Origin of the sequence: Apibacter raozihei (assembly GCF_004014855.1) — a bacterium.
Classification (GTDB): Bacteria; Bacteroidota; Bacteroidia; order Flavobacteriales; family Weeksellaceae; genus Apibacter; species Apibacter raozihei.
The window spans coordinates 3101024-3126051 of sequence record NZ_CP034930.1; the positions used below are offsets into that span (position 1 = coordinate 3101024).

A 25028-nucleotide genomic window follows, 5' to 3' on the forward strand; every position below is an offset into this window, starting at 1 on the left:
ATATAATTTTCCAAATGTATATTTTTATTTAGTCTAATTTTACATAAAAGATATGATATATATCATATATATCAAGTTTATCATCTATTTATATATATATGATATAAATTTTAGATTTGTAAATATGTATATTAAAATAAATTACAAACAAGCTAATGATTATTATTTTAATTAAAAAAATGTAATATTTATAATTATTACATTTTTTATCTACTAAATTAATTTAATCGTTTAAACATTTACTAGCAAGTATCTCTTGAAAAAACAAAAAGCCTGAAAAAATCAGGCTTTTACTAATTATCTTTTAATTATATAAATCGGTAGTAATGCCAGTAGACAACCTACAAAATCGGCAAACATATCAGAATATTCAAAAGATCTTCCCATGTTCATATACTCTTGTAAGAACTCTATAATTATACCATAAACTGTAAATATAAAAAGGAAAATAAGACTATGAATCTTAGGAAAGGACAAGCAAGCAAGCAATGTTAAAAGAAAAAATGTAACAGCATGCACCAACTTATCATTATAACTAAATTCAGAGAATAGCCCCCCATTTCCTGATGGCCTGAGCAAAAGCCATGCTAAAACAAAAAAATATATAAGAAATACAATTTTTATTTTTGGCTGGTATTTATCCAACCAATTCTTTATATTTTTCGGCATTTAATAAGTGAGTTGTAGATGAATCTGTTAGTTCTACCTTAATAATCCAACCTTTTCCATACGGATCTGAGTTGACTAAATCCGGAGTAGACTCCAATTCCTGATTAAGTTCCAAAATTTTACCGCTTACAGGCATATACAAATCAGAAACAGTTTTTACAGCTTCTACACTCCCGAAAACTTCTCCTGAATTTAAAGTTTCATCTAAGGTTTCAACGTCAAGAAAGACAATATCACCAAGTTCTTTTTGCGCAAAATCTGTAATACCTACATAAGCAATATTACCTTCTATTCTTACCCATTCATGTTCTGGGCTGTACAATAATTCTGATGGAATATTCATAAAATTTTATTTTAGATGTTCAATTGTTTTTAAATTAATTTCCAAAAGTAAATGTTGCGCTTAATCCTGCTCTGATAGTAGATAAAGGATATGCCGTTGAAATTTTATATTTGGTAATCATTTGTTCATAGAAAAATTTCAGATTAAAATTTTTGGAAAAGTTATAGTCGGTTGAAAATTTAACGGATACTAAATTTTGACCTCCCGTCACCTGCGAATCCAATTCAACAAGTCTTCTTACTGTTGTTTTATTATCTCTGAAAGAAATATCACCACGAATGTTTAAGTCTCCTTTAATCGTTTTATCAGCTCCTCTATATCTCATCTTCAGCTTAACATCTTTAACTATATAACCCATTCCAAAAACAATTTCATTGCCATAATCTTCCTGCAAAGTATAATTCGTTAAACCTAAGGATGAAATTCTATCTTTGTTATAGGCTACCCGAATCTGAATATTGTTTCTCATAGTCATATCTGCACCAATTAATGGACTAAACCCTTCAGACATCACTACCGTACCATAGGTATAGTAATTAACTCTATTATTATTTAAATCCAGAGCATCACTGTTCTGATAATAATCAGGATTGGTTTGTACTCCATTTACGGTGTAATTAGATACGTAACTATGGTTAATTCTAAATTCTTTAAACCAATAATTAATATAAGGAATATTTTTTAGACCTCCATAGGAAACCCTCCAGTTAGGTATAGGGAATCCCCTTTTATATCCTAACTTTTGTTTCTCCGGATTTTTACCTGTAAAGGCAGAGACAAATGCCGGCATTAAAACTTCAGAATTAGTAAGTCCGTATCCGTCCACATATCCGTCGTTATCTGTATCTGTTATTGGTTGTCCCTGTGATCTTGCTACTCTTTGTGAAAGTATTTTAGAGTTTTCAATCATTTTGTTATACACATAATCCCCAGATTTGAACGCTGTACCTATGGATATAACTGTTGAACTAAACATAGAAGTTCTATTTTCAAAAGTACGTGGCTGTATTGGATTTATCGGATATTTTATGCTTCCGTCGGAATTTGTTTCAACCAGATTATACCCTGATTGAGAAAGAGTTTTCTGATGATTTCTCAGAATATTTAAATCAATTTGCAACTGGTTTATCGGTTCTAACTGTAAATTAGCTATCAGTTGAGAATTAGTGGTTCTTACATATGGAGTGGTCATTAACTCATTAGGTGATATCCATCCCTGTGTTATGGCTTTATTCCTTAAATCGAACTGTGAGCCAAACAAGAATCCAAATGTTGGTCCGGAAGTAGAACTTCCATAATTACCCACACCAAAAAAGTTAGGTTCCGGTAAAAATCCAGGTAAGATAGTTCCTTTATTTTCATTTAACTGTACCTGGCCTCTTTTTAAACTACCTGCAATCATCCAAAGATAATCGGTAGGTTTATATTTGGTTTTAATGCTGTACTTTTTGAACGATTTTGGTTTTTTGAGTACAAAGTTAGCTTCATAGGCTCTGTTTAAAGAATCAATTTCTCTTTGTCTTTTACGCTTACGGTCTTCAAAGTTTTTGTAAGCATTAAAATAAGAATAAAATTTAGTAAAGTCTGCATTACCTACTAATGTTACTGTTTGAGCATTTTGAGCTGTATTCCCCATACTTACTGATTGTTGTGTCAAATATGTTGAACTAGCCTGCCAATCGTATTGCCCTGTATAGCCTGCCTCCAGAGAGGTAAAATCCATATAAGGAAGTAGATGAATCGGAAGTTTGTAGTTTGCCTGAAATCTCTGGTTGTAATTGATAGGTCTTCCAGATTTAAATAGCCCACTCCAAATCATTCCATCATCCGGTAACCCGTTTCCGATATCGTCAAGAATAGTTCGAGTACTTGACGTAAAATCAAGCTTTAAAGAACGGGTAAGGTTAAAACCTACGTTATACTGCCATCCAAATAAGAAATTATTAGAGAATACAGGATTATAGCTACTAGGACTTCCATTCAGATAAGCATTTATATCTCTGTACTGAAATTCATTATAAGTTCTTGCTATATCTGTACGAAAAGATATCCGTGTGGGTACCGGATTAAAATTAACTTCTTTTAATGCTCTCAGATATTTTGCAAATCTACTTGTGTCCTGTACTATTCCTAATTTACGGAAAGGTTCATAAAATTTACCTTTGGGAGTAAAATCATAATTGAAAGCTGCCTGTAAATTTTGTTTTAAATTATATGATGTATATACATCTCTGTAATAATCTGTGGTATAAGAAAAGGAAGCGGATAAGTTTTCAACATCATAAAAACGTGCTTTTTTATTTCCTACCCTGTCTTTTCTCAAATTTGCTACTGAAAAATTCTTTTGAGATGAATAAGTTCTTACAATTTTTTTCAATTCATTTTCCCTCGGATCATTTTTCAGCTTAACATCATTATCTAAAGGATTATACTTTGGATCTATAAATGTTTCTGCTATACTTACACTTACCGGTATTTTAACCCCCCATTTTTCGGGAAGAACCTTGTCAACATTTACTGCAGCACTTACCATATACTGTTTGGTTTCATCCTGACTTCTTTCACTAGGTTTACTGTCTAAAGCCCCAAATCCGGCAGATTGATACGTTCCTGATGCTGATACTTGAGCAAAATCAGCCAAATTAAATGTTAAACTGGCATTGGCTGCATAACCTCCTTCATTGTCAATATCGGAGAGCCTTAATTCATTCAGCCACAAAATTATATGTTTAGTACTTCCATTAGTACTACGTACCCCCATCATAATGGATGAAACATTACCTATTGAAGGTCTCCCTTTTACATAAATTAACTTATCTGCATCTCCTGTGATTGTACTCATATATCTTACAGTACTGTTATAAGCATTATTTCTGTCTTTTTCACTTTTAGCTGAAACCAAGTCACTGAGATTTAACTCTATAGTATTGTCTAAAGGCCAGATATCTAATGGAGACGTGGCTGAAACCGGAGTATATTTTAAAGGAATTTCATATTCATAATAGTTATCTGATAAATCACTTCCTAATCTAATGAAGAACTTAGTTTCTTTATCTACATAATTACTACTTACATCATTCATATTTTCGGCGTGTACAAACATTTTCAATGTTTTATAACGTCTCATATCCAGACCGATATTTTTATATATACCTCTGGGTTCGGAAGGTTTTAAGTCTTTAACTTCTAATTTTAAAGAAGATTCATTTTGCATTTGAGTACCTGTAGTGTTGCCTAGAATTTCTCGAGATATTCCCGGAGGCAAAACGTATGGAGGTCTGGATGTAGAATTTTCTTCCAAATTTACAGCACTTATCGCTACATTATTTACCGGCGCAACTGTAGCTACTCCTTCATTAGTATCATCTCCGCTATTTCCGCTGATTGCTGAAATATTTCTTTCATATTTCCTCCAGTCACTTCGTACCAAATCAAAGGTTGCAAATCGTAGGGTTACTGTATTCGTAAATCCTTTCATCAACATTCGTAAATAACGTACATTGTTTAAAATCTCGGATTTTCCTTGTGTTCCAAAATCTGAAACAGGTATACGAACCAAGTACCAAGTATTAGTGCCAGGATGCCCGTTAGGCAAAGTTGTCCTCCATATTTTTTTATCTGCTATATATTTATTGGTTGAGCTTTCCAGATCTGCATGAGTAAGCGTTAGTTTATATTGATTGTAATTTTCTGTTTCATCCAAGTTAAAATCCTTATTTAAATCTTCAGAATCCGGAGAAGCCGATGAAGCATCTAAAGAATTGGACGGAGAATTACCTTCAAGGTTTCTAAAATATTTATACCTGCTTACAATAGAACTTCTATCGTTGGAAGAATCCCAGGCATTATGCATGTAAAAAACAAAGTCATCTGCTGAAGGATCTAATTCATTAGTGAGCGGATTTCTATAGTTAGCCTGAACTCTTTTACCATAAAAAATACTTTCTTCCCAACTCATTAGCCCATCATACCCCACGTCTTGTTTTTTTCTCGCTTCACCTTCTGTATCAAAGGCATAAATCAACGGATAATTTTTGGGCTGATACCCCCATATACTTTGCGTCATCTGAGTTCTATCATCGGTAACGCCATTTTCATACATCATATATCCATCTTTCAAAACATCTTCGGAAACATTTCCCAGATGAATAATCAACTCAGGATTATCTCCTAACGGATTTGATCCCGGTGATTGCATATCTGCATAGGGATCCATCATCCAAAACTCAAGATATTCAATATTAGCCTCTGAAAAATTGGTTACACTTATAGGTCTCATTAAACCTCCCCAGCGTTTGGTATATTGACTAAAAGAATCGTCTTCTTCCGGACTGAAATTGTACGGTCCTCTTTCCCTTGGATAGAACGAGACATCAAAAGTATTCATAAACAATTGTTCTCCAGCAATGTAATCTCTTTCTGAAAAAAGTTCTTTATTTTCAACTCTTCTCTGCATATGTAATGAAAGAGCATCTTTATCTATACCGGCAGGCTGTCCGCCTCCTATTCCAAAAAATCTAGGGTCTATGTTATACCAGCTTGTCAAGGCCCTCCCAAATCCGAAACTTAAAGAATCGGATTTAAATTTTGGTTCAACATCAAAATCACCATACAATTCAGGTCTACTGGCAATGCCCCAATAACTAGGATCTTTTAAGCTTATTTTAGATGCTGTTGTTTCAAAATCATCTATATATGATTGATTACCAATAGTGGAGTTTTCACCTGGAAGTAATGCTGCTCCTTCAATTTTAAGGCTCATATTTGAACGGGCTTCCGTTTTTACTCCCGGAATCCAGTTTGCTAATTTAGTTAAGAAAGGCACCTCCTTATTCAGCATCATATTTATACCCACCATAGAATTATTTACGGGTTCTGCTCCATATTGAACTTTTTGTGTTAAAGGACGTTCTTTATAATTTAAAAAGGTAGCACCTACTAAAAATTCTTCACTGAATTTATGTTCTACATTTAATCCCATAAATCTTTTTTTCTGCATATTAAATGCAAATTGATTTTCAAGACTTATATTTATAGGTACTCCTGAATTTTTATATGTTTCATTTATAATGGTAACCATACCCATTTGATAATCTACCACATAGTCTGCTCCTTCTACTAATGTTTGTCCGTTGGCAGTTACTTTTACAGAACCTCTGGGAACATTAAAAGCTCCTAGTGGTATGCCGCTTCCTACTGTTCCTTTAAATCGTCCTTCAATGGTGTATCTTTCTGCTAAGGGGTCTGATGTAACTTCACGGCTTGATTTGAGCTTACGGTATAAATTATCAAATACAAATCTTGAATTGACTGACTGACTGGTCAGGTAATTACCGAAAGGTTCTACTTTAGTAAAAATCAATTTCCCTTTTTGAGAATTTATGGTTATTCCTTCGACAAAGTCAAATATACCATCGCCTTTGCCATTTGCAGAAGCATCATTGTTTAAATTTAATCTATCCCAGTTTAGTAGTTGGATCAACTGACGATTATTAACATTCGGATCTGGTAAATAGTTAATTTTACCTTGAGACGCATCCTGATACAAGACGTTAAGCATAAAGTCTTCAGAGGTAATTTGGGAACCGTCTAAACCATAAATATTTTTCATCATTAAGTTCCACATCGGTGATTCTGTAACAACTACCTGATTGGGTTTTAATAACTTAACAACTAAAACTTTGGATGTTTCACTGGAAAATTCACCAACTTTATATATTTTAGAAGGATTCCTTGAATCTGTATACTGAAAAGCAACCGCAAGCAACTGATCATTATTCAGCTTCTGATTTAAGGATATATAACCTAATTGAGCGTTATATGTATACTCAGATTCAGAAAGCTTTTTTACCCGTTTATGGGTAACAAAGTTTTCTCCGCTCACGTAATTTACTACTCCCCCCTGATAGTCGGGAAGAGATCTTCCATTTACAGCATTGTAAACTGTAGATGCATCTCTTATTATATCTCCGAGACTTGTGATTGATGAATAAATTCCCTGGTTATCATTGCTTGGTAAATCGGAGCTTAAGTTTGATTCTCCTAAGTCTCTTAATGCTAATATAGGTCTTTGTTCCTGCAAATTAGAATTTCCCTGATCAATACGCCAGACCTCCATTCGGGTAATATTGATAGTAGAATTTATATAAGGATAATTTAATAAGGCGTTATCATAATTGTTTCTAAAATATTGACCTAAAAAATAGTGTTGATTTTCTTCGTATTCGGCTACTTTGAGTTTAAAGGTATTCACAACCCCTCCTCCCTGAACAGTAATATTACGTGCTTCAGACTGCTGTTCCGAAAAAACAGTGGTAAGATAGGTGTTTCCAAACTGAAACTCCCCTTTTACCCCAAATAAAGATTGAGCTCCGGTTATCAGACTGGTGCTTAAAGGCATACTTACGTTACCAAATTCTATTTTCTTTACGATCTGATCTTCTCCTCCGGCGAGGGCGTCTGGTTTCCATGCCAGGTTTAGCCTGTTTTCAAAATTAAATCCGGCTTGTGTATCATAATTAACTCCTAACTGTACATTTTTACCTACACTTCCCTGTAAGCTCATTTGTATTCTCTGACGGAGATCTATGGTAAAATTCTTTCTGTTTTGAGGTAGGATTTGAGGATTATCAATTTTTTGATATAAAATACCCAAATCAAAGGAAGCAAATCCGGAGGGTCTTAATTCAATACGATTTCCACCGAATATTTTTTCAAATATTTTTGACTTGACAGTAATTCCTGGAATAAATCTTTTATCTTTTCCATTGGTTCCTGACTTAGCTGTTTTATTTGCTTCTTCCTGTAATCTGTTTTTTTCCCTGTAATACTCTTTGGATTTTTGTTGCATTACGTATTGGGTATATTCGTCAGGTGTCATCGTCACAGGTGTACCTACCACTACTCCTCCCACCTTAGGGTAGAGTATGTAATTTCCTGCTTTATAATCATAATAGGCTTCATACTTAACGGGATCGTCAAGACTAAGGCCTTGTTCATCTGTATTTTCCTGAGCTAATAAAGAATTGTTTCCTATGATAATAAATAAAAAAAGTAAACAACAATAAATTTTCCTCAAAGCTTTCAAGTTTATAGTTTTTTTAGAGTTTCTTTTATCAGGGTTTCCACTTGTATTTGCGGATTGCCCTCTAATATTTTATCGATAATTTTTTCTGTAATTTTTTTGGAAATACCTAGTACTTCTAAAGCACTTAACGCTTCAAATTTGTTTTTATTGCTTGAACCTGCTTCTAAAACTTCGGATGTTTCCAAGCCTGTAATTTTATCTCGAAGATCGAGTATAATCCTTTGTGCAGTTTTTGTACCTATTCCTTTAATCTTTTGAAGGGCAAGGTTATTTCCACTGGAAATTGCTGTAGCAATTTCAACTGAAGACATAGAGGACAACATCATTATTGCTGAGGCTGGACCTACGCCATTCACACTTATTAATAAATTAAATAAGGCTCTTTCTGCTTTGGTTGAAAAACCATATAAGAGGTGTGCATCTTCTCTTATAATTTCCTGAACATATAAGTGTGTTTTATCTAATTTCTGCACCTCTGTATAGGTTTGCAAACTTATAGTTGCAGAGTATCCCACTCCGTTACAATCGATTACGATACTGGAGGGGGATACTTCAAATATATTTCCTGACAAATGAGTTATCATATATTAAATAACTTTTGGCTAAAATAATTATTATTTTCTTAATTGGGCATCAATTACTGCAAGTGTTGCTAAATTAACTATTTCGTCAACACTGGATCGTAAACTCATTACTTGTATTGGCTTGCTTAGTCCCATTAAAACCGGACCAATAATCTGTGATGATTTTAATCCTTTTACCAGTTTAAAACTTAAATTTGCTGAAGTTAAATCAGGAAATATTAAAACATTAGCCGGCTTGTCTCCAATTTTTGAAAAAGGAAAAGCACTTAACAATTCTTCATCTAGTGCAAAATCCGGCTGCATTTCTCCATCTACGATTAGTTCCGGATCTATTTCATGCAGAATTCTAACCGCTTTTGCTACTTTTTTGGATATTGGTGAATAATTTGAAAAGTTTTCATACGATAATAGAGCTACTCTTGGTTTAATAGCAAGAGCTTTTGCAAAATTTGCAGTTAGTTGAGTAATTTCGACTAAATCATCAGTAGTAGGATCTACATTTACAGAAGTATCTGCAACAAAAATAGGTCCTTTTTTGGTAACCATAATCATAGCAGAAGCTACTTTCTTGGAAGTTTCCACTCTATCTATAACTTCAAGAATCGGGTGAAGTACACTTTTATAACTTTTTGAAAATCCTGTAAGCAATGCGTCAGCATCGCCCATTTCAACTGCCAAAGGTCCATAGTAATCCCGACTTTTTAAAAGTCTGTTTGCCTGATATATAGAACTTATTCCGTTTCTTTTTCTTTTGTTGTATAAGTAGTCTGCATATTTTTCAAATCGTTCTTTATTTTCTATATCATCCATATCCCAGATTGGAATATTATCGAAATCCAAATTATAATTTTTCTTAGCAGCTTCTATTTTTGATCTTTTTCCTAACAGGATAGGTTTTGCAATACCTTCTTCAGAGAGGATTTGAGCTGCTTTTAATACATTGTACTCTTCTGCGTTATTCAGTAATATTTTTTTCGGATTTGCTTTTGCTCTGGTTTGTAAAATACGGATTAGCTTTTGATCAGTACCTCCCAGCCTATCCAGTAATTCTTCTTCATAACTGTTCCAATCTTTGATTGGAGCGCCTGCAACCCCACTTTCCATAGCTGCTTTGGCTACTGCCATTGAAACTCTGGTTATTAAACGGTTATCAAATGGTTTAGGAATTATATATTCTCGACCAAATTTCATGTTCTTCACATTATATGCCAGACTTACCTGCTCCGGTACACTTTCTTTTGCCAGTTCCGCCAATGCTCTTACAGCTGCAAGCTGCATTTCCTGATTGATATCTGTAGCACGAACATCCAGCGCTCCTCTAAATATATAAGGAAATCCTAATACATTATTTACCTGATTAGGATAATCACTTCTACCGGTTGCCATTATAACATCTTTTCTTGTCTCAATAGCCAGATTATAATCAATTTCCGGTGTTGGATTTGCCATAGCAAAAACAATTGGGTCTGCATTCATTGAGGTTAGCATGGACGGGGAAACTATATTACCTTTGGAAAGGCCTATGAATACATCACTGTTTTTCATGGCATCTTCCAATGTTCTGTCAGAAGTTTCCACGGCAAATTCCTGCTTTTCTTCGTTAAGATCTGTTCTCCCTTTATATATTACTCCTTTGCTATCACACATAAGTATATTTTCGGGTCTTGCTCCTAGAGCTTTATATAATCGTGTACAAGATATAGCTGCTGCTCCGGCACCGCTAACTACTATTTTAACTTTTGAAATATCTTTGGAAGTTAATTCCAAAGCATTTAAAAGAGCTGCGGCAGATATAATTGCCGTCCCGTGCTGATCATCGTGCATTACAGGAATGTCCAATTCTGCTTTTAATCTTTTTTCAATTTCGAAAGCTTCGGGAGCCTTAATATCTTCAAGATTAATTCCACCAAATGTGGGTGCAATTGATTTTACTATTTCTATAAATTTATCCGGATTGGTTTCATTAACTTCAATATCAAATACATTAATACCTGCAAATATTTTAAATAACAACCCTTTTCCTTCCATTACAGGTTTTGAAGCATCTGCTCCTATATCTCCTAATCCTAATACTGCTGTACCGTTAGATATTACAGCTACTAAATTTCCTTTTGATGTATATTTATAAGCGTCTGCAGGATTTCTGTTTATTTCCATACATGGTTCTGCCACTCCAGGAGAATAAGCTAAAGCCAAGTCTCTTTGGGTAGAATGTGGCTTAGTGGGAACTACTTCTATTTTTCCTTCAGGTTTAGAACTGTGATATTCTAAAGCTGCTTCTCTTAAATTTTTTTCTTTTGACATTTTTTATCGTTTTTTCTTAGCTTTTTTCTGTTTTTATAACTTACAAAAGTACATTTTTTTTATTTAGATGTTGAGTTGTTATACAGATTTATCTTTATACAAACTCTATTTATTTTCATGTGTTTACACTATATAAATAAAAATACATAAAACTATATACGATAAGATACTTACATTTAGTATATGCTCTACACATTATTTAAGTTTACTATCAGCTAAAGTTGCAACTTTATATAATTTTTCACATTATTTTCTAACTACGCAAATACACTTCGTCTTTCATTTCTACCTTTGTGCTGTCTTATTATTATATGTTCATTAATTGATTGTTACTGCTTACTTAAATAATATATACTAAAGTTCTATTTATTATTTAAATAAATTTTAGCAATATGAATAAAAATTGGAAAATAGAAAAACTCCTTAACGGAGAAACTATTGTTTCACGAGAACCAGGTAATTCTATGTTACCTATTTTAAAATCTAAACAGGCTGTAATTTTAGAACCTGTAAGATGGGAAGACTGTTGTGAAGGAGATATAGTTTTCTGCAAAGTGCGGGGAAATATATTTACACACCTTGTAAAAGGTAAAAACACCAAAAGAGGACTTCTTATCGGGAATAACCGTGGACACACCAACGGATGGACAAAAAGTGTGTATGGCAAAGTCATTGAAATTCTTAATGACTAGCCTAAAAAAGTTAAAAAACTATTTTTATATTTTCAATACATGATTTGCTTAGTTATATTTAATATTTAGGTTTGTACCCTCGCTGACGCAAGCATCCCGCTCGTGTCCGCTTAAACATTCACATCAATTTGTAAAATTTCTTCAAAATCATCACAATAATTTCTTGCACTGCAGTATTTCCATTCCCAAAGTTCCATCAAAAAACCACTTTCTACTGGATTTTGATGAATATAATTTAATTTTTGTTCAAATACTTTTAATGACCATATCTCAATCGGTTGGTTGTTTTGTTGCCATAGCTGATAATTTTTAACGTTTGAATTTCTCTCTCCTGCTTTTTTCAGCATCCATAATATCCATTCCTTTCTACTTTCTTAATTGTTTTCTTTTATTGCTTCTATCAACTTTCTGGAAGTTAAACCTTTAAAATTCCTTATAAGTTCTGATGATTTACCACCCGCAGACCGAAGACTGGGCATAATACAATAGCCAAAAATGATCATTCCTTTATTTTTCTGCCATAATCCAAAGAAGAAATCATTATATCAAAATATTCCATTCTTGTAAAGAGGTCTATCCAACATACGGTAGCAAAACTTATAAAATAAGCTCCGTCTTTTTCGTGAAATTTATATTTTCTACACATTTTTTGTATCTGCATTGGCACGAGCAGGACGCTCGCGCCAGCGAGGGGGACATTCAGCTATTTAAAATTTTTCACTTACTTTCATCTAGCCATTTTTTATAATTAGTATCATCCATTTCTACCTGTATTTCTTCAAACAATTTATATTTATGTTCCTCAGGAAGTAAATCATAAATGTCTTCATAATAAACTACCTCATCTCCAAATAATATCCCCTTTTCAGAAATATTTTCGTCACCTAACCATTCGAAATTAAAATCTGTAGCACCATATTCAAAACATAAAATAATAAAATCTCGTAAAAAACTATTAAATCTTGGAGTGTTTAAATAGGCTGTTTCTGAATTATCAACTATTCCAGTAGTTTTTTTATTATTAAGCTTTTCGAAAAAAGCATCATTCCCAAATGTTATGCTGAAATAATTCCGAAAGAATAAGATTTTAACTGGTTCTGCATAAACACTATCATTATTGTTTAATATAATATCTTGGTAGGTTATTAATAAATCTGCATTTACAATTTTCTCCGGTTTCAATTCGTTATTATCATTTACAAATAATATTGATTGATACAATAAACCGTTTGTATATGAATATAATTTATTAAAACTAAAATTTATCCAATTATCAGGGAAAATTGTTTTTTCATTATCAAGTAAATCATAAATATTCTCTGTTAAATTATCATTTAATTGTAAATTATTAGGTAACAAAATCCCATATTTGTATGATAAAAGTATGTAAGAAAATAAAAACTCTTTATTATTATTTTCTAAAAAAAATCGTGATTCTTTATTATCCCAAACTATAATATATGAAGAAACATCATAATCTATTTCTTTCCAATATTTACTTATATTATTTATTTTACTACCACTCATTGCTATTAATTTTAAAGGTTCCTTGAGCATTAATTACTTCTAATTCTTCTATTACTGCTTTCAACTTTAATTTATCTATACCTGCTTTTTCAATGTTAGGAAATAAATCTTGTCTAACTTTATCAATAAATTGTTGCTTACTTAAATTAGAATATGGATTACTAGGATTATCAATTCTTAATTGTCCTGTATGGAGAGGATATAATGCCTTATTTGCAGTACTTAATCTTGTTTCTGTAGTAAACTTGCCAATTATACTATTAATATTTACCTTAATTTGTGACTCACCTCCAGTGACTCTTTTACATTCAATAATTTTTTTATCTGTAATATTTAAAACATCTATCTCATTTCCTCCTATTATTTTAGAAATAATTACTTCTTTTCCTTGATTTAATTCTTTTATTCCCGTATCTAACTCATTTAATAAATTTTTCGCTGGTCTTCCTCCGTCAACTATTGAGCCATCAGAATTAATTACACTTTTATTAAACCAAGTAATTATATCTTCTGTATTTTTAAACTTAGGAGACGAAACAAGCTTATCCAACATTAAAGTCATTTTATTTCCTCCTATAGCATCGTCAATATACATCGCTCGAAGTATAATATCTTCTGATACAGATTTTGATAAACCTCTGGAAACTCATTTGCTTGTTAGCCGAATCTCTAATTCTGTAAGATTATTTAATCCTTTCCACTTCTTATATCCTCCTGCTTTATCGATGGCATTTAAATTCTTAGAAACCAGATTTAGCTCATCAGGATTTCTCCTCAAAGCTGGCGCTTCTTCAGCAAGTATCTGCCATGCTTTAAAGCCATTTTTTTCATTAACAATATTTGTAAAGACCTTATCACCATTATACAAATCATCTACAAAATCATCAAAATTACAGGATTGGGAAGAAAGAAGATTGATGATCAGCAACCCTATTACCGTTAATAAGTTTCTATACCACATCATTTTTAAAGTTTTTATTTTCCAAGCTATACTTCAACGTTTGAGTATTACCAGTTTTTTTATCTCTATATAGAAAATTAACAATATCTCCTTGTTTCCACATTTTTTCAAATTTTAATTTGTCGAAGGGATATGTTTTTTGCTGCAACGTTTCTTCTCTCAGATCGACCACCCAAACACTTCGCTGCCTTAACACAAAAAGCATATCATCCCAGAATTCATTTTCAATAAAAGCATTATTTGCACCTATCTCTGTATCATATTTTTTCAAGCTTAAATCATTGGTATTAAAAACCAACAAACCATAAGGAATAAATACAAATGCTCCATCTCCGGAATCAAGTTTAAATTTTTCTAAATTAGCTTCCAATCCACAGCCTTTGCTATTATAATCTAAAAGAGAATGTATATACAGTTTTTCATTAACATACAGTCTGAATCTCCATAAAGTATATCCATAAAAGGGTTCGTCGAACTCTGTAGCTACAAGCTTTATATTTTTAAATTTGGATTCAAAAATATGGGGTTTATCTAATGCTAAGGGCATACGGTATTATAATTTATTTGTGCTTTCAAAATCATAAGCTTCTGTATTAAAAATTAAAGTATTACTCTTTTCTAATTCTTTATCTTCATATAAAAAATAGATTTTGTTTTTTACCATCCACGTTTTTTCAAATACTAATTTTTGATAGGGATAAATCTCCTCAATAAACCTATTGTTTTCTAAATCAACGATACAAATAACTCTTTGGTTTAGTACAATAAGAAAATTATTTAAAAACAGATTAGAAATAAATTTATTATTATAATTCTCTATTGTTTTATCATATTTTTTAAGTTCTAGACTTTTAGTATTCAAAACCAAAAGACCCTAAGGAATAAATACAAAATTTCCTTTTGCTGATTCTAAAATAAAATTTTCAAGATTTTCCGGAAGTCCAAAAAACTTATCTTCATAATTTAAATATTCGTGGTGAAATACCTCACCATTTACATATAATTTACATTTCCAAATCTCAAACCCATAATGAAGCTCATCCAACTCCGTTGTGACAAACTCAATATCATTAAATTTGGATTTAAAAAATTTTGGTTGATACGGATCTAAGAACATACTATTATTGCTGCTTTATTTTTCTTATAAATTTCATAAACTTATTCTTTTCCGCCTTTAACATATTTTAAAAAATATGTTAAAAAATACAATGGAAAAAAAGATAAAAATAAACTAAACCCAAAAAATGTTATGGATTTAAAAGATTTTTCAATGCAAATGATTACAAATAAAATTATGATAAATACAATTATAGGAATTACGAAATAATATTTTCTTCTATTCTCTCCCTTAAAAAAAAGAAAATGAAAAAAAGATGTTAAAAAAAGTATACTAAAAAATATATCATTGGCAAGATAAAATAATGCACCTTCTTTTGCTACAGGAGAATTATTTCTATTAAAAACACCATTACTTAGATAGAAATCAGTACAAAAATGAATAATAATCATTCCTAAAATAAAGTTGGTTATATATATTATTTTATATCTATACCATATATAAATTACCAATAACAAAATGATTAGTAATGATACCCATTGAAATATGTTTAAACTCATTCTATAGCATTTTACTCAAATATTATTTTAAAAATTTATTTTAGAAAATCTCCATTTGTATTAATATTAAGGATCAAACCGATTATTAATTTATTAGGTTTTAATTTTATTGTAAAAATAACTTTCCCTATTAAACTTGCATGTTATATAAATAAATTCAAAAATAATTAAATAAATATAATTATTTTTTGCTGTTCAACATTTAAACTTTTACTTTGACAAGTAAAAATATGTAATTTTGCAAAAAAAATTCATGAAAACTCCTTTAGATACTCGTGTTGAAAAGTTGAAACAACAAGGTTATGATTTATCTTTAAATAAAGTTCTGGATGATGCTTTTAGTGCCTGGAAAAAAATACTTTTTATGGGTATTGTCTATGTACTTTTCTCTTATTTATTTAGTAATCTGGTTTCTTTATTCTTATCCAACATTTTAGGAACTAAAGACTTAGATACTGAATTTAGTAATTCAATAATGAGTTTAAGTCAAAAACCTAATGGTTTTACTGAAATGATCCCCTTATTTCAGGAATATATGTACAACCCCCTAATTTTATCTAAAGCATTCATCTCTTCTTTCATTAACTTACTTATTTTCCCTATGGGAGCAGGGCTTATTTACTGTGCTTATCAGGCCGACAAAACAGGTACTACATCTTTTAAAGATCTGATCAGAGGATTTCAGGGCAATAAATTTATTAACCTTTTAGGACTAACCATTATTGTTTCTGTAGTAACTCTTTTAAGTGCATTTTTACTGTTTATTCCTTTATTATATATAATTCCTGCATTTTTACTTGCTGGAGCTTTTATTATTATAGACGAGGTTTCTCTATCCAAGGCCATCAAAAATAGTATAAAAATTGTTAATATGAATTTTGGTAAGGTTTTACTTGTATCCGTTGTATCTTTTTTGATAAGTAAAGTTTTAGGTGTTGCGATGTGTGGAATCGGATTAATTATTACCATACCATACTCTTTTGCTATTGTATATTCAGTGTATAAAAACACTATAGAGACCGTAAAAACTGAAGACATTTCTGAATAAAGTATAATTTAAAAAATATAAATTTTGATACCCACATTATTAAAGAGGCTTCGTATAAAATACAATATTGCCATTCGTAAGTTCAGGTATCAAAATCCGGAGGCTTTTGTATATCTGGTAAGTACCTTAATCGGCATTACTGGCGGATTGAGTGCTGTTATCTTAAAGAATCTTGTAAGCTTTACAGAGGAGCTTGTTTATCACAATGAAAATATTCATTATAATTACTGGACTATCATATTACCAGCCATAGGTATTCTGCTTACGGTTATTTATATCAAATATTTTGTCAAAGCAAACATTAGCCATGGAGTTGAAAAAGTACTATATGCTATATCTAAAAACAGGAGTAAAATTGACAAAAAAAATACTTATAGTTCCGTTATATCAAGTAGCTTAACAGTAGGATTTGGCGGTTCTGTAGGATTAGAAGCTCCTATAGTATACACCGGAGCTGCTATCGGTTCCAATATAGCTCAAAAATTTAATTTAAATTTAAAATTAAGAACTCTTTTTATAGCTTGTGGCTGTTCAGCAGCAATTGCAGGAATATTTAAGGCACCGATAGCTGCCATTATTTTTTCTTTGGAAGTTTTAATGATTGATTTAAGCATGTGGTCTTTAATACCTATTTTAATTTCGTCCACTACCGGAGCTTTAGTTTCTTATTTTTTATTGGGAGATAAAATATCTTTCTATTTTGCTATTTTTGAACCTTTTGATAAAACTAAAATTCCCTTTTATGTTCTGTTAGGAATGTCCTGCGGTTTTTTCTCCCTATATTTTACTAAGGTAAGCCGCTTAACCGAGAAGTTTTTTTCAAAGTATAAAAATAAATATTTGAAGGCTCTACTGGGAGGTGGTGCGGTGGGAATTCTCATATTTGTATTTCCCCCTCTGTTTGGTGAAGGATATATTGGCCTCCAGCATTTAATGAGTGATCACCCGGAAAGCATTGCTAATAATTCTTTTTTTTATTCACTCCGTTCCCATGATTATTTTCTTATCATTTTTTTGATTGGAATATTATTTATTAAAGTTATTGCCAGTAGCTTTACAACAGCTTCCGGCGGTATCGGAGGAGTTTTTGCTCCGGCTCTTTTTACTGGTGGAATTTTAGGTTTTGTTTTTGCAAAAATCATCAACCTATTTAATTGGGTTAAACTTTCTGAGCATAATTTTACATTAGTAGGAATGGCTGGTGTTATGGCAGGAATTATGCATGCTCCTATGACTTCTATTTTTTTAATTGCTGAAATTACCGGAGGCTATAATTTATTATTTCCATTAATAATAACCTCTTCAGTTGCATATTTAATGAAATACCGACTAGATAAATACTCTGTCTATACGTATAACCTAAAACGGCAAAATCAGATGATTACACATAATAAAGACAAAGAAGCAATTCGAAGGATGAATATGGAAGATTTAATTGAAACTGATTTTATTACAGTTCCCTTAACCTTATCTTTATCTAAATTTATTAAAGAAGAAATTCCTAAATCACGGAAAAATCTATTTGTTGTTGAGAATGTTGAAGGAGTTTTTATAGGTGTTATTTTGGTAGACGAACTTATGGATGTCTTATTGAACAAAGAAAAATACGAAAATTTAAAGATCGTTGATGTTGTATCTAAACCTCCGGCAGTCATTAATCTTCACGATGATAATGAGGCGGTTTTTAAACTATTTGATCAAACTAATTCATGGTACCTTCCTGTTGTTGAAAATAAAAAATATATAGGTATGCTTTCCAAATCCAAATTACTTCAGAAATACAGAAAATTAATCGTAGATTTTTCAGAGGATTAAATTCTTTAGATTGTAATTTAAAATAAGCATGAAAAAATCTGATATAAGTCCAATGCCTCAGTATTTTGACAAATATATAAATCTGGTAAAAGATATTGAGTTACTGGATGCTTTTGAAAGCAGCCTTGAAGATCTTTATACTTTGGATACTTGTCTTTTAGAAAAAATAGGAAATAAGACCTACCTGAAAGATAAATGGGAAATTAAAGAGATTATACAACATATTACTGATATAGAAAGACTTTTAACTTCAGGCGTATTACGTTTTTCCAGGAATAAACCTTCTTTTATTATCAGTTTTGACGAAAATAGACTTACAAAACACTCTAAAGCTAAAAACAAAAAATTGGCTTATATACTAGAAGAATTAATATCAGTAAGAAAATCTACAATTTGTCTTTATCAGAGTTTTGATGAAGAAGATTTACAAAAAAAAGGAATCAATTGGAAATATGAAATCTCTGTATTAGCAATGGGTTTTAACATTATAGGACATCAGATGCATCATCTTAATTTTATAAAATCTAACTATTATCCACTTATAGAATTTTAAATTTTCCGACAATTAATATACCATTTAACATCTAAATTGAAAACCTAGCTGATAAATAATTCCCTTTACATTACACCAATGTTATATTATTTCTTAATTATATATTTATCTTTTTTATTATGCAATCTTTATTTAAACTACCGGAAGATTTATTTCACAATCAAACCGATATAAATTTTTACATTTATACTAATAATTCATCCAACCGAAACCGGATAGTATTTTCTCATCATGTACTATGCTTTCTTATTAAAGGTGTCAAAGAAATTCATCATGCCAATTTTCACCAAACTATAACTAATTCTCAGTATTTTCTGCTTCCCTCCGGAAGAACTTTAATGACTGATAAAATCGATAATAATGAATATAAAAGCCTATTGTTATTTTTTTCTGACAATTTTCTTTCCCAATTTTGTCTTACTAATACTATAGAGTTTACGAATAAAAATATGGCTACCAATATTGAAGTCTTTAAAAAAGATAATTTTATACGTAATTATGAAAACTCATTATTGCTACTTAAAAATGAAATTCTCAACAGTGAAGAATTAAAAAAAATAAAATTGAATGAAATTCTTAATTATATACTTATAAATTCGAAGGAAAAGATGTTTTCATTTATCAGCAACTGTTTTCGGCAAAAAGACAAAATAGTATTTATGCAGATTATAGAAAAGAATAAATATACCAATCTTACAATCAAAGAACTTTCTTTTCTTTGTAATATGAGTATTTCTACATTTAAACGCAATTTTCATGAAATATATGCAACTACTCCAAAAAAATACTTTATTGATCATAAAATGTTGAAAGCTAAAAAACTCCTAATGAAAGGTAAATACATATCAGACATATCTGAAGAACTACAATATCAAAACTTATCCTCTTTTAGTAAAGAGTTTAAAAAATATTTCGGTGTTTCTCCCAAAGAATTTACTAATAATATAACTTCCTGAAATTTGAACGTTCTGGATAAGTAATAAATCTTTTAAGATAATCTTTCTTACCACTTCTAATCATAGTTTTGTTAAAAATAAAAAACAAAATTATGAAAAAAGTATTTTTTATACTGATAACTTGTGCATACTGTTCCATACAGGCACAAAACTTTACTTTAAAAAGTAAAACACTTCAGGGGCAGGCAGAAAGTAATCTCATGTTTAATGGAATGGGATGTAAAGGAGAAAATATGTCTCCACAACTATTTTGGGAAAATGTCCCAATTCAGACTCAGAGTTTTGCTATTACCATCTTTGATCCGGATGCACCCACGGGAAGCGGATGGTGGCATTGGGTGGCGTATAATATCCCCTCAGATATAAGAGAAATGAAAGCAAATGCAGGAAATATAACAAAAAAGATCGCGCCTTTAGGAACTATACAAAGTAAAACAGATTATGGTACGTATGGATATGGAGGCCCCTGTCCTCCAACAGGAGATCGTCCACATCAATATATAATTACGATATATGCATTAGACACTCCACTTTTAGATTTGGATAAAGATGCTTCACCTGCTTTAGTAGGCTTCTATTTACAACAACATACTATTCAAAAAGCATCTTTGATATTTTATTCTCAACGTTAAAATTTATAAATTACATGTATTAAATATTAATTTTTAAGTATTTACATTTAATTTAATCTTTATACATCTTTTACTTTAATATAAATTTTCAAAAGATTAAATTCTTGCGTTTGCAAGAATAAACAAAGGGTGTCAGGATTTATAAAACCTGACACCACTTCTTAAATAAATTTATTATGAAAAAATCTATTGCCCTAAAGGCTCATGCTCTACGCGTAATAATCTGGAATCTACCTGAATATCGTAGGTAAATTTTGTTGAAGTAAGTTCCGTAATAGCTACTGTTCTGCTCCATAGTAATTCTCCGTTATTATTTTTTGCAATTAAATTTCTTAATTTACCATCTAACGAAACATACCATTCTCCTTGGGATCTTACATTGGATTTATCTCCATAAGCAGTAATCATAAAATTACCGTTTGAAAATTCCCCCCTGTCGTTTTTAGGAAAATATAAATTTCCTGAGTTATTGATATAATAAGCATCTCCTGAGAAATTAGAAGCAGGTGCCACCGTCCTGTCCATTTCCACTGCATTTTCTTGTCCGTTGGTTATGTCCCACACTTTTGTAGTTGTCCAATCTGTTGAAGCCAGAACCTGAGCCGGAGTTAAAACCTCATTATGATTAACAGGTATATGTTCAACATAATAAATTATGGAAGGATCACTGCTATTAGGGATAGCATAAGTAAAAATAGTATGACTTAAAGCCATAATATCTACATTTCTTTCAAAAGCTACACTATTATCAGAGTTATAAACTACCAGTTTTCTCTGAGATTCATCATTGATTAAAGACCATTCACCAAATATTTTGGGCTGATCTGTAAAATCAACAATTCTAAATGTACCATTGGTTTTATAATATGCATATCCTGCATAATTTGAAGCCGGTGCAACGGATAAATCTAATTGATTTCCACGGTTATCAGTAACTTTAGTAGTTATCCAAACGTGAGTGGATAAAATATCACTTTTAGTTTCTCCCTGCGGAGATAAATTTGTTACTAAGTCATCATCTGAACAGGATACATTTAGAATTAAGGTAGTGATAGACATAAATATTACACTAATCAAACGTTTTGTTGTCATTTTAAATATTTTTATTAGTTTCAAACAAAACTATTTCTAAATTTAGACTAATCTCTTATCCTAAATCAATTTATAATACAAAATAATTGTTATCTTTAGTTGTCTGTAGCTGCCTTAAGTATGCTCATTCGATAATCATATTGAAAGTAAAGATTCATTCAAAATTTCAAAATATTTATCTAATAAAATTAAATTTTAAAAACTAGTTTATCTATCTTAATTTGTATTTATTCTATTAAACTATTTATAATAAATTATTTATTGCTAAATAATTTATATTATACTTAGCAATACCCTTGTTTAAATATCATAATAAATAATGTAAATTTATGAAATCGAGTAATTGTCTTATATATGTAATTTTCCCAGTAATGTTGCTATTTCTAGCAGGGTGTAAAACTCAATCTATAAAATCTGAATTTAATGATTCTATTTATCATTTAATTAAAAATAAAAAGTTAGATATAGGGATTTCAGTAAGAGATAATACCGGTGATGAAATTGTATCATATAACCAAAATAAAAAATATAAATTGTATAGTGTGTCAAAATATTTTTTAGGATTATATATACTAGATCAGGTTGATAAAGGTAATCTTAATTTAAACCAACCTGTAATATTTTCTAAAAAAGACCTAAAGCCTGATCTTTATAGTCCTTTAAGAGATAGTATCCCACTAGGAACAACTCTAACTTTAAAAGAATCAATTAAATATTTAATAGAAGATAGTGATAATAATGTATTTGATAAATTGATTGATATTTCAGGAGGATTTCAAAGGTTGAATTTATTTGTGCACCAAATTGTTCCAAACAAAAATAAATTTGCTATTAATGCAGGGTATTCTGATTCAGAAACATTGTTCCAATCAAATGTAATTACTCCCAGTCTAACAACTGAAATCCTTTACAAGATGGAAAACAGACAAATTATTTCTGATGAAAGTTTAAATTTACTAAAATTTTATATGCAACACTCTGTAAATAATAAGCGGATTCAGGGATTGTTACAAACTAAGACAAAATCTTTTCATAAATCAGGCACATCAGGAAGAAAAGATGGAATTATAACTGCTACCAATGATATTGGCATTGTAGAATTACAAGACGAACAATCATTTAGTATAGCTGTATTTATTTCAAACTCACACGAAGATGATGCCACTAATGAATATATAATTGCTAAACTGGCAGATATAATCTATGATAGATTAAACAATATGTAAAATTGTAGGCTTACCTTTTTATAGACTATTAAAACTCCTGAGAATACAAAGCTCTGAGTACCCAGTATTGATTATTTGAATTTAAATTGAATTCGTATTTAACCAGCTCGTTTAAAACCAAGAAAATACCCTGATTGTTTTTTTCAAAAATTCCCATTTTTATACCTTCATCATTAATACTGATTCCGAATCTACTGTTGAGCCTATGAATATTTTCCTTACTGACTGATTCCAATATCAGTATATCTCCGTTTTTATAAGCAAATTTTTCCGGAAGATTATATGAATTATCTATTTCAATGGCTAATAAATCAAAAGGTGAATCATTAGGAATACACATCATAGGTAATTTTTCCAAAAAGTCCGATTCATTGAAATTCTGTATAAATTCAGAAAAATTAGCAGAAGAAATATAAGGTATTTCAACAAACTTATCTTTCCTTTTTAGCATTTCCATATCTATAACCAAGCTGGAATCAAAGTGCAGCAATTCATTCACTGAAAGATCCCTTAAAATAAAATCATCCAGCGGAATGCCAAAATATTTAGCAATATTAACTACAATTTCTATTTTAGGTTCTGCTCTTAATTCTTCATAAGAACTTATGTTTCCCCTTGTCAGCTTGAATAAATCAGCAAACGCTTGTTGACTCAGCCCTTTGACTCCTCTGATTTTTTTTATATTTCTTCCGATTTTACTCATAAAAAGATGCTAAAATTTTTTGCAATTAAAAAATATTTAGCTATATTTGCTAAAATTATTAGCAAATATATCACTTATATTTGATATGACTAAAACCTATGATCATGTATTTTAAAAAAATTGAAACCTTTATTTCTGAACTTGGACATACCATATCCTTCAAAGATGAGGAAAAAGGCATTTTCTGCATCGAAAATGAAGAAGATGGAATCAAAAACCTCGTCATAGGAGTTGCTCCGCCCATTGTTGTACTAGAGCAGTATATTTTTACATTATATCAGGATGACAAAGAAATATTCAAATCTTTATTACAAAAAAACCGGGATATAGTACATGGTGCATTTGTACTGGACGAAACCGGAAAAAGAGTTATCTTCCGCTACACGATGCAAATTGAAAATCTCGACATAAATGAACTGGAAGGAGCCTTAAACTCTTTAGGATTATTACTAAGCGAATATTACGAACAAATACTGACATTTTCTAAAACAAAAAAATAAAAACCATCATGAATATATTTAAAAGACTTTTACGAATAGGCACAGCGGAAATACACTCCGTTGTCGATAAAATGGAAGATCCGATACGAATGACCGAACAGGGCATCCGGGAGATGAAAGAAGATTTGGAAAAAAGCCTGGAAGCCTTAGCAAGAGTAAAAGCTTTAGCTATACGTGCAAAAAATGACAGTTCTAAAAAAACTTCTGAAGCGGAAGATTATGAAAATAAAGCTTTTTTACTCATGTCTAAAGCCCAAAAAGGTGAACTTGATGCTGCACAGGCAGAAAAATTAGCCAAAGAAGCCCTCTCTCTTAAAGCAAGACTGCTTTCTGAAGTAGAAATTCTTAATGGAGAAAAAATCCAGCATGAAAAAGCAGTGGATGAAATGCAAAAAAATGTTGAAATTCTTAAATTTAACATCAATAAATGGGAAAATGAACTAAGAATTCTACGTGCCCGGGTAAAAGTGAGTAAAGCCACCAAAGAAGTTAACAAACAGCTAGCCCAGATAGATAATAACAGCACGATAAGTATGCTGGAAAAAATGAAAGAGAAAGTAGCAGAAGAAGAAGCTTTAGCACAGGCATACGGAGAGCTTGCAAACCAAAACATATCTCTTGATGAGGAAATTGATCGGGCTATTGGTAAAGATTCGATGCAAGTCAACAGCGAGCTCGAAAACATAAAAAAAAGACTGGGAATGGAATAAAAATTCCAA

22 protein-coding genes and 1 pseudogene are annotated in these 25028 nt (G+C 30.9%); 9 read left to right on the forward strand and 14 right to left on the reverse strand.

The features are described from left to right. Nucleotides 1-297: 297 nt before the first annotated feature. Genes EOV51_RS13795 through EOV51_RS13815 form a run of 5 tightly spaced genes read right to left on the reverse strand, consistent with a single transcriptional unit; the run spans nt 298 to nt 10987 of the window. A complete protein-coding gene (locus EOV51_RS13795) occupies nt 298-669 on the reverse strand; it encodes a VanZ family protein (protein ID WP_128153111.1) in 372 nt (123 codons plus the stop codon). Continuing rightward, a complete protein-coding gene (gcvH, locus tag EOV51_RS13800; RefSeq protein WP_128153112.1) occupies nt 638-1012 on the reverse strand; it encodes a glycine cleavage system protein GcvH in 375 nt (124 codons plus the stop codon). Before gcvH ends, EOV51_RS13795 begins: the two co-directional genes overlap by 32 nt. 34 nt (nt 1013-1046) lie before the next feature. Further along, nucleotides 1047-8090, reverse strand: coding sequence for a T9SS outer membrane translocon Sov/SprA (gene sov / locus EOV51_RS13805; protein WP_164875319.1), 7044 nt, complete (start codon nt 8088-8090; stop codon nt 1047-1049). 11 nt (nt 8091-8101) lie between these two features. Continuing rightward, entirely contained in the window at nt 8102-8683 is a 582-nt protein-coding gene (ruvA, locus tag EOV51_RS13810) for a Holliday junction branch migration protein RuvA (RefSeq protein ID WP_128153114.1), read from the reverse strand. A 30-nt stretch (nt 8684-8713) separates the two neighbouring features. Next, nucleotides 8714-10987, reverse strand: a complete 2274-nt coding sequence (locus EOV51_RS13815; RefSeq protein ID WP_128153115.1) for an NADP-dependent malic enzyme — start codon at nt 10985-10987, stop codon at nt 8714-8716. A 392-nt stretch (nt 10988-11379) separates the two neighbouring features. Between EOV51_RS13815 and EOV51_RS13820 the strand changes: the two genes are divergently transcribed. After that, nucleotides 11380-11679, forward strand: coding sequence for a phage repressor protein (locus tag EOV51_RS13820; protein ID WP_128153116.1), 300 nt, complete (start codon nt 11380-11382; stop codon nt 11677-11679). A 110-nt stretch (nt 11680-11789) separates the two neighbouring features. Here the strand turns inward: EOV51_RS13820 and EOV51_RS14735 are convergent. The 7 genes and pseudogenes from EOV51_RS14735 to EOV51_RS13855 form a co-directional block, all read right to left on the reverse strand. After that, nucleotides 11790-12325: pseudogene (locus tag EOV51_RS14735) on the reverse strand (transposase). Between the two features lie 71 nt (nt 12326-12396). Beyond that, entirely contained in the window at nt 12397-13206 is an 810-nt protein-coding gene (locus EOV51_RS13830; RefSeq protein ID WP_128153117.1) for a hypothetical protein, read from the reverse strand. After that, the gene (locus tag EOV51_RS13835) at nt 13196-13801 is read right to left on the reverse strand and encodes a hypothetical protein (protein WP_128153118.1); all 606 of its coding nucleotides are present in this window, start codon (nt 13799-13801) and stop codon (nt 13196-13198) included. The genes EOV51_RS13830 and EOV51_RS13835 overlap by 11 nt, the downstream gene beginning before the upstream one ends. 51 nt (nt 13802-13852) lie before the next feature. Then, nucleotides 13853-14170, reverse strand: a complete 318-nt coding sequence (locus EOV51_RS13840; RefSeq protein ID WP_128153119.1) for a hypothetical protein — start codon at nt 14168-14170, stop codon at nt 13853-13855. Then, complete coding sequence (locus EOV51_RS13845; RefSeq protein ID WP_128153120.1) at nt 14157-14714, reverse strand: hypothetical protein; 558 nt, start codon at nt 14712-14714, stop codon at nt 14157-14159. Before EOV51_RS13845 ends, EOV51_RS13840 begins: the two co-directional genes overlap by 14 nt. Nucleotides 14715-14720: 6 nt before the next feature. Further along, the gene (locus EOV51_RS13850; RefSeq protein ID WP_128153121.1) at nt 14721-15029 is read right to left on the reverse strand and encodes a hypothetical protein; all 309 of its coding nucleotides are present in this window, start codon (nt 15027-15029) and stop codon (nt 14721-14723) included. A 12-nt stretch (nt 15030-15041) separates the two neighbouring features. Beyond that, entirely contained in the window at nt 15042-15284 is a 243-nt protein-coding gene (locus EOV51_RS13855; protein ID WP_128153122.1) for a hypothetical protein, read from the reverse strand. 753 nt (nt 15285-16037) lie between these two features. On the opposite strand from EOV51_RS13855, the gene EOV51_RS13860 reads away from it, so the two are divergent. The 5 genes from EOV51_RS13860 (at nt 16038) to EOV51_RS13880 (ending at nt 20788) form a co-directional block, all read left to right on the forward strand. Next, nucleotides 16038-16832, forward strand: coding sequence for a DUF975 family protein (locus tag EOV51_RS13860; protein WP_128153123.1), 795 nt, complete (start codon nt 16038-16040; stop codon nt 16830-16832). Nucleotides 16833-16856: 24 nt separating this feature from the next. Beyond that, nucleotides 16857-18647 (forward strand): chloride channel protein, encoded by a 1791-nt coding sequence (locus tag EOV51_RS13865; RefSeq protein ID WP_128153124.1) that lies wholly within the window; start codon nt 16857-16859, stop codon nt 18645-18647. A gap of 28 nt (nt 18648-18675) precedes the next feature. After that, nucleotides 18676-19200 carry a DinB family protein gene (locus EOV51_RS13870; RefSeq protein WP_128153125.1) on the forward strand — a complete coding sequence of 175 codons (525 nt, stop codon included), beginning with the start codon at nt 18676-18678 and terminating at the stop codon, nt 19198-19200. Nucleotides 19201-19319: 119 nt separating this feature from the next. After that, on the forward strand, nt 19320-20156 hold the full coding sequence (locus EOV51_RS13875) for a helix-turn-helix domain-containing protein (protein WP_128153126.1): 837 nt from the start codon (nt 19320-19322) through the stop codon (nt 20154-20156). Between the two features lie 92 nt (nt 20157-20248). Beyond that, complete coding sequence (locus EOV51_RS13880) at nt 20249-20788, forward strand: YbhB/YbcL family Raf kinase inhibitor-like protein (protein ID WP_128153127.1); 540 nt, start codon at nt 20249-20251, stop codon at nt 20786-20788. A 186-nt stretch (nt 20789-20974) separates the two neighbouring features. Here EOV51_RS13880 and EOV51_RS13885 read toward each other — a convergent pair whose 3' ends face one another. Next, on the reverse strand, nt 20975-21880 hold the full coding sequence (locus EOV51_RS13885; protein ID WP_128153128.1) for a DUF4822 domain-containing protein: 906 nt from the start codon (nt 21878-21880) through the stop codon (nt 20975-20977). A 329-nt stretch (nt 21881-22209) separates the two neighbouring features. On the opposite strand from EOV51_RS13885, the gene EOV51_RS13890 reads away from it, so the two are divergent. Then, a complete protein-coding gene (locus EOV51_RS13890; protein ID WP_128153129.1) occupies nt 22210-23106 on the forward strand; it encodes a serine hydrolase in 897 nt (298 codons plus the stop codon). 28 nt (nt 23107-23134) lie between these two features. On the opposite strand, the gene EOV51_RS13895 is transcribed toward EOV51_RS13890, so the two are convergent. Next, on the reverse strand, nt 23135-23809 hold the full coding sequence (locus tag EOV51_RS13895) for a helix-turn-helix domain-containing protein (protein ID WP_128153130.1): 675 nt from the start codon (nt 23807-23809) through the stop codon (nt 23135-23137). Between the two features lie 104 nt (nt 23810-23913). Here EOV51_RS13895 and EOV51_RS13900 point away from each other — a divergent pair, with 104 nt between their 5' ends. Together EOV51_RS13900 and EOV51_RS13905 are read left to right on the forward strand one after the other, a co-directional pair. Further along, complete coding sequence (locus tag EOV51_RS13900) at nt 23914-24309, forward strand: type III secretion system chaperone family protein (RefSeq protein WP_370449494.1); 396 nt, start codon at nt 23914-23916, stop codon at nt 24307-24309. Between the two features lie 8 nt (nt 24310-24317). Continuing rightward, on the forward strand, nt 24318-25019 hold the full coding sequence (locus EOV51_RS13905) for a PspA/IM30 family protein (protein WP_128153132.1): 702 nt from the start codon (nt 24318-24320) through the stop codon (nt 25017-25019). Nucleotides 25020-25028 lie beyond the last annotated feature (9 nt).

Coding starts and splice junctions, on each gene's coding strand:
- EOV51_RS13795 (WP_128153111.1), bottom strand. CDS start 669: ATGCCGAAAAATATAAAGAATTGGTTGGATAAATACCAGCCAAAAATA.
- gcvH (WP_128153112.1), bottom strand. CDS start 1,012: ATGAATATTCCATCAGAATTATTGTACAGCCCAGAACATGAATGGGTA.
- ruvA (WP_128153114.1), bottom strand. CDS start 8,683: ATGATAACTCATTTGTCAGGAAATATATTTGAAGTATCCCCCTCCAGT.
- EOV51_RS13815 (WP_128153115.1), bottom strand. CDS start 10,987: ATGTCAAAAGAAAAAAATTTAAGAGAAGCAGCTTTAGAATATCACAGT.
- EOV51_RS13820 (WP_128153116.1), top strand. CDS start 11,380: ATGAATAAAAATTGGAAAATAGAAAAACTCCTTAACGGAGAAACTATT.
- EOV51_RS13830 (WP_128153117.1), bottom strand. CDS start 13,206: ATGAGTGGTAGTAAAATAAATAATATAAGTAAATATTGGAAAGAAATA.
- EOV51_RS13835 (WP_128153118.1), bottom strand. CDS start 13,801: ATGTATATTGACGATGCTATAGGAGGAAATAAAATGACTTTAATGTTG.
- EOV51_RS13840 (WP_128153119.1), bottom strand. CDS start 14,170: ATGATGTGGTATAGAAACTTATTAACGGTAATAGGGTTGCTGATCATC.
- EOV51_RS13845 (WP_128153120.1), bottom strand. CDS start 14,714: ATGCCCTTAGCATTAGATAAACCCCATATTTTTGAATCCAAATTTAAA.
- EOV51_RS13855 (WP_128153122.1), bottom strand. CDS start 15,284: ATGTTCTTAGATCCGTATCAACCAAAATTTTTTAAATCCAAATTTAAT.
- EOV51_RS13860 (WP_128153123.1), top strand. CDS start 16,038: ATGAAAACTCCTTTAGATACTCGTGTTGAAAAGTTGAAACAACAAGGT.
- EOV51_RS13870 (WP_128153125.1), top strand. CDS start 18,676: ATGAAAAAATCTGATATAAGTCCAATGCCTCAGTATTTTGACAAATAT.
- EOV51_RS13875 (WP_128153126.1), top strand. CDS start 19,320: ATGCAATCTTTATTTAAACTACCGGAAGATTTATTTCACAATCAAACC.
- EOV51_RS13880 (WP_128153127.1), top strand. CDS start 20,249: ATGAAAAAAGTATTTTTTATACTGATAACTTGTGCATACTGTTCCATA.
- EOV51_RS13885 (WP_128153128.1), bottom strand. CDS start 21,880: ATGACAACAAAACGTTTGATTAGTGTAATATTTATGTCTATCACTACC.
- EOV51_RS13890 (WP_128153129.1), top strand. CDS start 22,210: ATGAAATCGAGTAATTGTCTTATATATGTAATTTTCCCAGTAATGTTG.
- EOV51_RS13895 (WP_128153130.1), bottom strand. CDS start 23,809: ATGAGTAAAATCGGAAGAAATATAAAAAAAATCAGAGGAGTCAAAGGG.
- EOV51_RS13900 (WP_370449494.1), top strand. CDS start 23,914: ATGTATTTTAAAAAAATTGAAACCTTTATTTCTGAACTTGGACATACC.
- EOV51_RS13905 (WP_128153132.1), top strand. CDS start 24,318: ATGAATATATTTAAAAGACTTTTACGAATAGGCACAGCGGAAATACAC.